The sequence below is a fragment of the Gordonibacter sp. genome (assembly GCF_036667095.1).
In the GTDB taxonomy this organism is placed as follows: domain Bacteria; phylum Actinomycetota; class Coriobacteriia; order Coriobacteriales; family Eggerthellaceae; genus Gordonibacter.
Genome location: NZ_JAVWUP010000062.1, coordinates 2,219 through 14,388 on the forward strand (window position 1 = coordinate 2,219; position 12,170 = coordinate 14,388).

Annotated in this window: 11 protein-coding genes; 5 read left to right on the forward strand and 6 right to left on the reverse strand. The window is 50.6% G+C overall.

Annotation, left to right across the window (positions count from 1 at the left end):
- From RR842_RS07365 to RR842_RS07390, 6 genes are all read right to left on the reverse strand, one after another.
- Nucleotides 1–1,127: DNA gyrase subunit A (locus tag RR842_RS07365; protein WP_332729362.1), on the reverse strand; the 1,127-nt coding region annotated here is incomplete at its 3' end.
- Between the two features lie 192 nt (nt 1,128–1,319).
- Nucleotides 1,320–3,290: a DNA topoisomerase (ATP-hydrolyzing) subunit B gene (gyrB, locus tag RR842_RS07370; RefSeq protein ID WP_332514122.1), complete on the reverse strand. Its 1,971-nt coding sequence runs from the start codon at nt 3,288–3,290 to the stop codon at nt 1,320–1,322.
- A gap of 308 nt (nt 3,291–3,598) precedes the next feature.
- Entirely contained in the window at nt 3,599–4,711 is a 1,113-nt protein-coding gene (gene recF, locus RR842_RS07375; protein ID WP_332729352.1) for a DNA replication and repair protein RecF, read from the reverse strand.
- A gap of 34 nt (nt 4,712–4,745) precedes the next feature.
- Nucleotides 4,746–5,846: a DNA polymerase III subunit beta gene (dnaN, locus tag RR842_RS07380; protein ID WP_332729353.1), complete on the reverse strand. Its 1,101-nt coding sequence runs from the start codon at nt 5,844–5,846 to the stop codon at nt 4,746–4,748.
- Nucleotides 5,847–6,361: 515 nt separating this feature from the next.
- Nucleotides 6,362–7,963 (reverse strand): chromosomal replication initiator protein DnaA, encoded by a 1,602-nt coding sequence (dnaA, locus tag RR842_RS07385; RefSeq protein WP_332729354.1) that lies wholly within the window; start codon nt 7,961–7,963, stop codon nt 6,362–6,364.
- 141 nt (nt 7,964–8,104) lie between these two features.
- A complete protein-coding gene (locus RR842_RS07390) occupies nt 8,105–8,956 on the reverse strand; it encodes an ATP-binding protein (protein ID WP_332729355.1) in 852 nt (283 codons plus the stop codon).
- A gap of 798 nt (nt 8,957–9,754) precedes the next feature.
- Here RR842_RS07390 and rpmH point away from each other — a divergent pair.
- The 5 genes from rpmH (at nt 9,755) to RR842_RS07415 (ending at nt 11,921) form a co-directional block, all read left to right on the forward strand.
- Entirely contained in the window at nt 9,755–9,889 is a 135-nt protein-coding gene (rpmH, locus tag RR842_RS07395; RefSeq protein ID WP_332729357.1) for a 50S ribosomal protein L34, read from the forward strand.
- A 14-nt stretch (nt 9,890–9,903) separates the two neighbouring features.
- Entirely contained in the window at nt 9,904–10,233 is a 330-nt protein-coding gene (rnpA, locus tag RR842_RS07400) for a ribonuclease P protein component (protein ID WP_332729358.1), read from the forward strand.
- A gap of 10 nt (nt 10,234–10,243) precedes the next feature.
- A complete protein-coding gene (gene yidD, locus RR842_RS07405) occupies nt 10,244–10,486 on the forward strand; it encodes a membrane protein insertion efficiency factor YidD (protein ID WP_332729359.1) in 243 nt (80 codons plus the stop codon).
- A 46-nt stretch (nt 10,487–10,532) separates the two neighbouring features.
- Nucleotides 10,533–11,303 (forward strand): YidC/Oxa1 family membrane protein insertase, encoded by a 771-nt coding sequence (locus tag RR842_RS07410; protein ID WP_332729360.1) that lies wholly within the window; start codon nt 10,533–10,535, stop codon nt 11,301–11,303.
- Nucleotides 11,304–11,387: 84 nt separating this feature from the next.
- A complete protein-coding gene (locus RR842_RS07415) occupies nt 11,388–11,921 on the forward strand; it encodes a R3H domain-containing nucleic acid-binding protein (protein WP_332729361.1) in 534 nt (177 codons plus the stop codon).
- Nucleotides 11,922–12,170: the final 249 nt, after the last annotated feature.

Below are 12,170 nucleotides of genomic sequence, written 5' to 3' on the forward strand. Positions count from 1 at the left end.
CGCCTCACGATAACGTTTTCCTGGTGCTCGATATAGTAGAACAACATCTCTTTCAGCGACAGCACGCGCGGCACGTTATCCACCAGCGACAACATAATACAGCCGAAGCCCACCTGTAGCTGCGTATGCTTGTACAGCTTGTTCAACACGACTTGGGGGATGGCGTTCGACTTCAAGTCGATGATGATGTCGATGCCGTGGCGGTCGGCACCGTCGTGGATGTTGCTGATCTCGGGCAGTTTCTTATCACGTACCAGCTCGCCTAGCTTCTCCAGCAGACGCTGGCGGTTCACCATGTACGGGATTTCCTTGACCACGATGGAGAAGCGGCCGTTCTTCTTCTCCTCGATCTCGCTTTTGGCGCGGACAGTTAGCGAGCCGCGGCCCGTCTCGTAGGCATCCGCGATGCCCTTCTTACCCATAATGATGCCGCCTGTAGGGAAGTCGGGGCCGGGAAGCGCGCCCATAAGCTCCTCGGTGGTGACGTCCGGGTTGTCCAGCATCATGCACGTCGCGTCGATAGTCTCGCCCAGGTTATGCGGCGGGATGTTTGTGGCCATGCCGACGGCGATGCCCTGTGATCCATTCACCAGCAGGTTCGGGAAGCGGGCAGGCAGCACGGAGGGCTCTTCGAGGCTCTCGTCGTAGTTGGGTGAGAAATCGACCGTTTCCTTGTCCAGGTCGCGCAGAAGTTCCATAGCCGACTTGTCCAGGCGCGACTCGGTATAGCGCATGGCGGCCGCGTGGTCGCCGTCGATGGAACCGAAGTTGCCGTGGCCGTCAACCAGCGGCACGCGCATGGAAAACGGCTGTGCGAGGCGCACCATGGCGTCATACACAGCGGTATCACCGTGCGGGTGGTACTTGCCGATAACATCGCCGACAGTACGGGCCGACTTCATGTGCGGGCGGTTAGGCGTGTAGCCCGACTCGTTCATGGCATATAGGATGCGGCGGTGGACCGGCTTCAGGCCGTCGCGCACGTCGGGTAGGGCGCGGGCGACGATAACGCTCATGGAATATTCCAGGAACGAGGTCTGCATCTCCTTACCCAGATACGCCGCTCTTACGATGGTTCCATTACCACCGTTGGCTCCCTCGATGATAGAGCCGTGCGGACTCGGCATGTCGTTGATGAGCGATTTTGCGAGCATCTGCTCGGACATTACCGAACCAGGCGCTGAGTAGGGCTTTTTGTCGTCGCTGCCGTCGGTGAGGTCGCCCTCCTGTTCCCTCTCCTCTGCCTCTTCGCGGTTGTCGTCGTCGGAATCGGCGGCGGGATCTAGTTCTTGTGTTTCGTCAGTCACGTCGTCTTCTCCTTAAATGTCCAAGAAGCGCACGTCACGTGCATGCTTCTGGATAAATTCCTTGCGAGGCTCCACCTGGTCGCCCATAAGATCGCTCACCACGCGCTCGGCTTCGGCAGCATCGTCGATGCTCACCTGTAAAAGCGTACGCGTCTCGGGCTCCATCGTGGTTTCCCATAGCTGGTCAGGATCCATCTCTCCGAGGCCCTTATAGCGCTGGACATCGAACTTGTCCGGATTGTCGTACTCAGCGAGGACGGTTCCAAGCGCCGACTCGTCGTAGATATAGCGCTCGATCTTAGGGGAGCGCGAGTTCTTCTTCTTCAAGCCGAAGATAGGCGGCTGCGCGATGTAGATATAGCCCCGGTTGATAAGCTCGGGCATATAGCGATAGAAGAACGTGAGCAGAAGGCAGCGGATGTGTGCGCCGTCCACATCGGCATCCGTCATAATAACGATACGGTGATAACGTGCCTGGTCGGCATCGAAATCGTCGCCGATATTCGTACCGATAGCCGTTATAAGCGAACTGATAGTCTCCGAAGACAGTGAACGATGAAGTCCTGCACGCTCAACGTTGAGTATCTTACCGCGCAACGGCAAGATGGCCTGCGTCTTACGGTCGCGCGCCTGCTTGGCCGAGCCGCCTGCGGAATCGCCCTCTACAATAAAAACTTCAGAGTTCGCGGGTTCTTTGCTGGAACAGTCGGCCAACTTGCCCGGCAAGGCGAACGAGTCCAGCACACCCTTGCGGCGCGTCATCTCGCGCGCCTTACGTGCAGCTTCGCGCGCTTTGAGGGCCTGCGTCGCCTTGTCGATGATGCGTTTGGCCGGCTTCGGGTTCTCTTCCAAATACTCGGCGAGGCCCTGGGTCACGGCATTTTGCACCAACGGGCGGATTTCGGTATTGCCCAGCTTAGTTTTCGTCTGGCCCTCGAACTGCGGATCATGCAGCTTCACCGACACGATGGCCGCACAGCCCTCACGCGTGTCGTCGCCGGAAAGGTTGGAATCCTTCTCCTTTAAAATACCCTTGGAACGTGCGTATTCGTTGATAGTACGCGTGACAGCCTGTTTAAAGCCGTCCAGGTGGGTGCCGCCTTCATGCGTGTTGATGTTGTTGGCGAAGGCCATGACAGAGTTCGTCGAGTACGACGTCGTCCATTGCATAGCCACTTCCACCGTGCCGTCGTCGTTCTCGGCTTCAAAGTAGATGGGCTTATTCAGCGTCTCCTTACCCTCGTTTAAATACTTCACGAAGTCGACGATGCCTCCCATGAACTGGAACGTCTCTATATGAGGCTCAGGAGCCTCGCCGGAAAGCACGCTGCCAGGGTTCGCACGCTCGTCGTGTAAGGTGATCTTTAGACCCTTGTTCAAGAAGGCCATCTCACGGAAGCGGTTTGCCAGCGTGCCGAAATCGTAGATGGTGGTCTCGGTAAAGATATCGGGATCGGGCCAGAACGTCACTGTGGTGCCGTTGCCGCGCGAGGTTTTACCAAGTTCGTGCAACTTTTCGGACGTGCGGCCGCGTTCAAAGACTATCTCATATTCGACGCCGTCTTTACGGACTTGCACCCGTACCTTCGCGGACAACGCGTTCACGACCGAAACGCCCACGCCGTGCAGACCGCCCGACACCTTATACCCTTCGCCGCCGAACTTTCCGCCGGCATGGAGGATGGTGAGAACGACTTCCACCGTAGGAATCTTCTCTTTAGGGTGCTTGTCCACCGGGATGCCGCGACCGTTGTCGTCGACGGTGATGGAGTTATCGGGGTGTATCCACACGTCGATGTTGTCGCAGAATCCTGCGAGCGCCTCATCGACAGCGTTGTCGACTACTTCATACACCAGATGGTGCAGACCGCGCGGACCCGTCGAACCGATATACATGCCCGGACGCTTGCGTACCGCCTCCAGGCCCTCGAGGACCTGGATGTCAGAACCGTCGTAATGGTCAGGTTTGTTTGCCACTGACATGCTCCTTTTACCGTGCGTTTTTGTAGTGAGGTTATCGTAAGGGCTTTGCAAGTCAAACGAGGCGTCGGAAGAGAGGCTACGCCTAACTGATATCACCCTGTATCGATAACTTTAGAATTGTATCATAAGCATCTTACGATACCAACATTTCAAACCTCTTTAAAAAGCAACCAGACGCCGTATAAGGGGCGATCTAGCTATTATGTATTCTTTTTGTCGATATAAGCAAAAATCATATCTAGGAGAGCCGTTTAACGACAGTAGAAGGGTAATCGCCACCTGAACCAACTTATTTGAAGAAAACTCGTTTACCCCGCCTGAGAAAGTTCCACAATACGTGCGCGGCTCAATAGCTCATCGTCGAAATAGGTAAGATTCGTAGTAGTGATAAACGTCTGAATATCTCCCTCAATAAACGATACTAAAGCATTGCGACGAGAGGCGTCCAACTCGCTCATCACATCGTCGAGTAACAGCACCGGTTTTTGGTGCAGTATTCCTTGGATCAAAGAAGCCTCGGCCAACTTGAAGGCTAGGACTAAGGAACGCTGCTGACCTTGGCTCCCATACATCCCCGCATTACGCGCGCCGATAAAAAACTCGATATGGTCGGCATGGGGCCCCACTACGGCATGTTTACGGGCGCGCTCTTCCGCCTCTCGATGTCTTAAAGCACGTTCAAGACATATCCGAGCCGTAGCGCGGTCGAACGAAAACGACTGTGCTACGTTTGCATCGTGAACTTCCCATGACGGAATGTAGCATAAATCCATTTCTTCACGACCACCGACGATTGCGTCGTAGTAGGACTTCACGACAGGAGTGAGCTTCTCGAACAACGCCGCACGATAGCAAGCGAGCTGTGCGCCGCACGTAACGAGCATCTCATCGATGCTTGCAACCAAATCGGACGAAGCCGCTTCTTTCAACAGGCGGTTCTTATAACGCACCACTTTCTCGTAATCCCTCTTTATCACATAATGATTTGAGGAAAGCTGGGAGCCTAACCCGTCGATAGCAGCACGTCGAGAGGCGGACGTGCCTTTTACCAATTCCAAATCGTCGGGAGTGAACGTGACCGAGGGCATGATCCCCTTGAGATCTGCCGTGCGCTTTCCTTTACCATTCAAAAGATATTGCTTCTTCCCTTCACTCAGCCGTAAGGAGAGAGCGAGGTTGCGTGACCCGTCCGATAAGTCGGCGTCTAAGCGTGCAAAGTCAGAATCTTGGCGAACCATCTGTTCGAAGAGGGGGCGGCGAAACGATTGTAATGCCGTCAGGAGTTGCACGCCCTCGATGATATTCGTCTTACCCACTGCATTCGGACCGACGAGTATCGTTAGGGCACCCAGATCAGACAGCTCGAACGAATCGTAGCTGCGAAAATTCTTGAAAGCTATGCGGTGTATGCTTAAATCCATAAGGGCATTTCTATAGCGACAAGCGGCGCGTCGCTTAGGAAATACGCACCGGCATGACCAGGTATAGGAAGTTCTCCGGCTCAGGAGCCTTAAAAATACCCGGCTTGAGAGACGACTGTACCTCCAAGAACACCTCTTCGGTGCCCACGGCGGAAAGCCCATCCAACAAATAGGCGTAATTGAAGGCGATCTCCACATCCTCTCCCTCGCCTTGGCAAGAGATCGTCTCTTGGGTCGATCCTATATCCTGTGCGATAGTCGACAATTGGGTTGTTTGGGAAGCAATATTGATATCGAACTTGATCGGCGACGACGATTGTCCAAGCAACGAGGCCCGCTTCACGGCTCCTATCAAATGCTCAACCGGCATGCTCACCCGTGTAGCATGGGAATCGGGAAGCAACTGGCGGTAGTTCGGAAAATTGCCCTCGAGGCGACGGTTCACGAATTTCGTATCCTGATAGGTGACCACGATCTGGTTCTCGGCCAGCGCGATCGACACCGGATCGTCGGTCTTAGGCAGTGCTGCAATATCCTGGAGAAACGAGCCGGCTATAACCGCTTGGAAGCCTTCAGCCGTTGTTTCCGGCACCTCAGCTTCGGTGATAGCTAGGCGATACGAGTCGGTAGCAACCATTTTTAGATGATGTTCTTCCAGGGTGATCAGCACACCCGTGAGAATAGCACGGCTTTCATCCTTAGACACGACGCGAGCGACACGCCGCACCATCGACGTGAAACGATTGAAAGGGATGTTAATCTTCTGTGTTGTATCGACATGAGGAAATCCAGGGAAGTCTTCTGGGTTGAGAGCCTTAATCGAAAATGAGGCTGTATCGCAGGTTATGATCGCCCCTTCTTCATCAGCGACGACATGTACTGCTGCATCGGAAAGGTTCTTCACAATGTCAGCGAAGAGTTTGCCAGGAACAACAGCACGTCCTTCTTCCTCGACAAGTGCCGCTACCGTGTATTGCACGGACAGTTCGAGGTCGGTTGTCTGAAGGGTTAACTCATCTCCCCGTACCTCAAGGTAGATACCTGAGAGGATAGGAAGAGTCGAGCGCGAAGCGACGCCCTTGAGTACTACGCTTAAAGCATTCTGTAACTCCGATTGGTTGATACTGAATTTCAAGGCGCTCCCTTTCTCTTATAAAAGTGCCCGCTTTTGCGACGCACGTCGTGTTTTGCTTTTGACCTTCGATTCTCTTAATTATAGTAAGGTTTTAATAATAGTAATAATAAGGGCTGTGGATTTGTGGATAAACTGCGTCTTGCCATGTCAAAGGTATTTTTTGTCGCTTAACTTCTCGTGTAGGACGTGTTCCCTCCCTCAACACTCATTATTGCTATTATTATCTTTCCCCTACTTAAACCGGTTTATCTTCAAGTTGCGAGTCATCTTTCAGTCAGTTTTCCTCCGAACGAGCGTTCGCATCCCTTGGTTCGAGGAAAGCCGGCTTATTCCTCCTTCTTGCTGCCCTGCCGACTCTGCTTATATTCCGGCGATCTTTCGAGGTGCCAAAATGTTTCACGTGAAACATTTTGTTGGGAAAGCAAAGCAACCAATATGCGTGCTGACGAGCGTGCTATTCTTGTTGCGTGGTAAGTGTTTCACGTGAAACACTCTCTTAGCTGCGAGAATTCTGCCTATATCTCTCGGATCATCTGCTTTAGGGTTTCCAACTCCTCGCGCAGCTCGCGGCTTTCCTTCATCTTTTCTTCCACATTCGTGACTGAGTACATGACCGTCGAGTGGTCGCGGTTAAATTTCTTGCCGATATCGTTGAACGGTAGGTCCAGCAACTGACGCGACAGGTAAATGGCGATCTGGCGCGCGTAGATAATATTGCGCGTACGTTTCTTCCCTATCAGATCTGCATGGCTTACTTTATAAAACGCCTCTACTTCCTTCTGTATATCAGCGATGGTCAGCCTCTTCGAGGGACCGCCTGAGAAGTGGTTTTCCAGAAGGTTTCTTACGTCGTCTAAGGTTAAGTCGGGTTGGTTAAAAAACGTCATTTGGTAGATAACCTTGGTGACGGCGCTCTTTAGCTCCCTAATGTTCGAGCTGGAGCTCTCGGCGATGTACATCTGAATGTCGTCTGGGATTGCAAACTCGTACTTTCCTTCGTTATCGCGGTACTCGTCCACAAAGCTTTTGACGATACCCAGCTTCGTCTCGATCTCGGGCGGTTGGATATCGAATGTACCTCCTGAGTTGAACCTGCTCTTATAGCGTTCATCGATATCGATATTCTTCGGCGCGCGGTCAGCTGAAAGAACGACCTGGCGGCCTTGGCTGGTCAACTTATTGAATATTTGGAAAACGATGTCCAAGGTCTGCTTTTTTCCTTGCAGGTACTGAACATCGTCTATAAGAAGAACGTCGGCTTCTTCGTAGCGTGTCTTGAAGTTCTTGTAGCTCGATTTTTCCTTATCGTGTGCAGCGCTCGCTTCCATGTAGTCGGAAAGCAGTTCGGCGGAATCTACGTAGATAGTCGACAGCCGCGGCATAGTCTCGTGCACATAATTTTGTATGGCACGCAGCAAATGCGTCTTTCCAAGACCTGACTTTCCATAGATGAACAGCGGGTTTAAATGTGCTTTACCCGGCATTTCCGCTACCGCCACGGCCATCGAATAGGCCATGCGGTTCGAATCACCAATAACGAAGTTTTCGAAGGTGAGCGTCGAGGTGGGTCCATCAGAACCGTCAATCGTCCCCGCTTCTTCAGTAAACCGTTCGAACGGATTCTCCTGTCTCAAAGGAAAGTCCTCGTTGCGGGTGTCAATCTCGTTTCCTTCTGCGGTCTCTCTCTGCGGTTGGAAGATGAGGTCTTTGTTTCGGGTATCTCCCGGTGTTTGAAATGGCGCTGTATTTTCCTGGTCGTTTCGGGATATATCCCGTTCTCGCGCCATGGTCGACGCTTGTACCGCGGTCGTTCCTTGGTTGGTTGTGACCCCCGACGGCGTCGCGGAGTTCTCTGCAGCGATATCCACCTCGATCACAACCGTAAATGCAACCCGATAGATATCCATGAGCGCTTGTTTAATAAAGTCGACGTAATGCCGCTCGATCCATGTCTTAATGAAGTCGTTATCAGCGGTGAGCATAAGGAAATCCTCGCTCATCGCTTGAGGTTGTAGACGTGAGAAGAACGCATTGATCTGCGACGGATCGATATTATTGTAGCTTTTCACCTGGTCGCACAGTGCACACCAAACTTGTTCGAGTTTTTCGCTGTCCATGGCAATCTCCTTATGAGGAGGTTCTCCTTAATGATAATGGTTCGTCGACGGGCTTTTCGTGTGCTGTGTTTTTTGCGCCCACGAGCGCCGCTACCCGCCGCCTATTCACTGTAGTATATAGAAGGTGTTCCTTAGTGGCGATTATAGCGAATTTACCACGTGGAAGCCGAGATCGGTAAGGATCCTCTTTTGTCCGACGGTTTTCTCGATAAGACCCGCCTCTTCGAGTTTCGAGAGCGTAACGTAGGTGCTCGATTGAGGCACGCCAGTGAGGCGTGCCAAATCGGTAACTCCCAGCGCACCTTCATTGAGAAAGATAGGGAGAAAATCACGTTCGCGCTGAGTAAGCGGCGGTACGAGCGCAGCTGCACGTGCAGCTGTGGGGTTGCCGCCGCCCTTCGTTTGTGCGCCATATGTTCTGTAGGGGTGACTATTAAATCTTTCGTTGCCTGGTTGACTACTCTCGTCTTTGAGGCTGATGGTAACGACCGAGCCTGTACCGAGGTTGTCTTCGATAGAGATGGTTCCATGCGAGAATTCAAGGTATTCTTTGACAATAGGCAACCCTGAACCGACACCTCTGATGAAGTGTTTCATGGGCTCGACCGCCGAGGTGAAACCCGGTAATTGAGCTTTGTCTTTTTGTACGATTCCCGGTCCTTGATCGGCAAACCGAATTGTGTTCCCGTCATCGAGAATAGATACGATGATTTCTGCGAACCGAGCGTGGATAAAGTTTTCAGAAACTTCCCTGATGGCGGTATAAGGCACCGCCCCTCCGGCCATTTTTGCTTGCTCGTAGATTTTCGATGCCAAACTTTCGATGAAGTCCGTTGTCGGCGCCGGTTGAATCTCCGTGACCCTTGGGGCGCTGCGGAGATCGTCGTATAGCGCGATGCGGGCAATAGTGCGCACATAAGTATAGTCGAACGAATTCGACCCTTCATCTGCTGGTTCATCAGTTTGCTTTGAATTTTCAATCTGGTTGTTCAATGGTATTCCGTTTTTCAGATTCGATATTCAGCATTTTTCAAAGATATTCAACGGTATTGTACCGTTTTTTTGACATTGAATCTATTCACCTGCGGAATTCATTTATTCATTCCGGATACTTTCATATATGAATGAAAGTAAAACAGCATTCAACGTGGCCTTTTCAAAGTTTTCAACATTTTATTCAGATAAAGTGGAAAACCTTGAACAAGGCGGAATACAAGACAGTGGAAATCCTGAAAACACTCCTTAATTGTTGAAATTTTCATTGACTTTCATGTTCTCGAGGTTTTCCCAGATGGTATGTTTTTAAGTAAAGCTAAGGTAACGGAACGTCATCAAGTAGCTACCGAAACAAAAATCTGCAAATTTTTTATTACATAGGTGTTTTGTAAATTACCTGTTCAAACGCTATGTTTATAACTCGTGGAGAATGAAATGGCTGATAGAAGCTCGGTTGGTTTATTAGTAAAGGGATCTTGACAAAATGGTCTTGTTTGAGATTTCCACACTGTCTTTCGAGTGAAACGTGAGTTTTCCCCATTTTCCACAATTTCATAAATCGTCTTATTGGATTCCCTAGAGCTTTTATTGGGCATATTCTCTTTTCCACGGTATAGTGGGGAAAAATTTAGTTGCTCCATAGAGGGTTTATACCTTTCGCAGGACGCTTAAAAATGACTTAAAAATGGTGATGTTCTTGAGACTATCGCTCTAAGCCAAGGAAAATGCTTGACGACAAGGTGGCATGGTATATACTTTGGAGGTTGCTCTTGAAAGTATTGAAAGGGAATAACCATGAAGCGCACCTACCAACCAAACACGCGCAAGCGCGCCAAGTGCCACGGCTTTCGTGCCCGTATGTCGACGAAGGGCGGCCGTGCCGTTCTGGCCTCTCGTCGCGCCAAGGGACGCAAGCGCCTCTGCGTGTAAACGGGGTTCCTAGGTTGGAGACTATAAAATCCAACACTGAGATTTCCTCCCTGTTTACCCACGGCAAGCGTTTGCATACGCCTTATCTTACGTTTATTGTGGTACGTAACGAAAAGCAGCACGACCAACCAGGTCGTGCTGCTTTTGTTGCTGGGAAGAAGCTAGGGAACGCCGTTTGGCGCAACGCCGCTAAACGGCGTATGCGGGCATTATGCCTCGAACTCGACGGTCCTTGGCAAGGGTGCGATGTGATTTTCCTCGCAAAGTCGAACATCGTGCGTGTGTCTTATAGTAAAGTGCTAGCAGCATGTGACGATACGTTGAAGCGAGCTGGGGTGCGATGAGGTTCACGCGATGGGGACGATCACGAAGCATATAAAACGCCTGCCTTGTACTATTGTGGTGTTTTTGATCACTTTCTACCGCGCGGCTATTTCTCCTCTTTTTCCCTCGTGCTGCCGTTTCATACCGACTTGTTCTGAGTATGGGATCATCGCATTTAAGCGTTATGGGTTTTGGAAAGGCCTGAAGTTAACCGCGAAACGGATTTTAAAGTGTCGCCCAGGAGGTCCTCATGGTTATGATCCTGTTCCTTAAACAGGGTGCTTTGGGCTTCTTTGGTATATAGGAAGGAAAACGCTTTATGTGGGACGCATTTAAAGACCTGATATTTAATATCATCCAGTTCTTCTACAATTTCTGTGGGGACTGGGGCCTTGCCATCATCATTGTTACCGTTATTTTCCGCCTGCTTATCTCGCCGCTTATGCATAAGCAGACGAAATCGTCGTTCCAGATGCAAAAGGTCCAACCTCTTATGAAAGAGATTCAGACCAAGTATGCGAACGATCCTCAGCGGCAGCAGGAAGAGATGCAGAAGCTTTATGCTGAAGCGAAGTTCAACCCGCTTGCTGGTTGTCTACCAATGCTTCTTCAGATGCCTATATTTATGGCGTTGTTCCAGGTACTTTCTGAGATGGGGTCTCGTACTCAAGGTTCTACCTATGAGTTTTTCCAGTTGGTTCCCAACTTGGTTATAAGGCCTTCCGAGGCGCTTGCTCAGGGTTTTGGAACATTTGTTCCCTATTTGATTCTTATGGTTGTCTTTGCAGGCGCTACCTTCTTACCGATGGTTTTGATGCAGATGGGAAACAAAGACAACCCGCAACGCAAGCAGACGATGATTATGGCTGCCGTCATGAGCGTTTTTATGCTGTGGGTCAGCTGGGGTTCTCCCGCGGGCGTGCTTCTGTTCTGGGGTGCCTCCTCGCTTATTGGTATCGGTCAGCAGCAGATATCTATGCGTGTCATGAAAAAGCGCGATGCTGAAGCGGCTGAGACTGTTGAAGTTAAGCCTATCGAGGTGGATGTGACACGTAAGGCCAAGAAGAAGCGGCCTACGAAGAAAAGCTAAACGAGCCTTTTGAATTGTTTCACGTGAAACAATGAAGCTGCTTTTTGGTTTGCTTCATTGGAGCATATATCAAAGGAGTCTGTCATGATTGATGAAGCTATCGAAGAGCAGCAGAATGTTGAGAGCGCTTCCGAGGAACCTTTAGAGCTTAATGATGAAGAACTCGATCGCATTGCTGATACTGCGATTGCCGCGTTGCAGGATATTTTGAAGTACTTCAGTGTAGGCGAAGTTACTATTGACGAGTACGAAGGTGATGAAGGTGAGTTGATACTTGACATCACCGGTGGCGATCTGGCAGTTCTTATTGGCCGTCATGGTAAAACGCTCGATGCGCTGCAATTTCTCGTTTCAGCTATAACCGTCCGCACCATCGGATTCCGCTACCCTGTAGTTGTTGATATTGAGGGGTATAAGAGTCGTCAGCGTCAAAAGCTTGAATCTATTGCCCGCTCTTCCGCTAGTCGGGCTGCAAGTCAAAACCGTAGTGTCAAGCTTCGCCCAATGACACCCTACGAGCGTCGTATTGTCCATATTACGCTTAGGGATGATAATCGTGTTGAAACTGCTTCAGAAGGTGAAGGCAGTGCTCGTCATGTGGTAATTCTTCCTTTGTAGTTATTTTTAATGGTTAACTAAATCCACAAGCTTTACCTGTGGTGTGATATTGGATTTTTAAAAAAACTCCTTTCTTTTGAAAGGAGTTTTTTGTATGGGAATGTTTCACGTGAAACATTCCCATTAATTGAAATATATCCTTGCACCTTTTTGTGTAGTTTACCCTCTCTCGAAACCGCTTCATGGTCGCTCGTTTAGCGCCCTGTGAGAAACCCACAGGCTCTGCCTGTGGTGCGGCAGATGGTTACA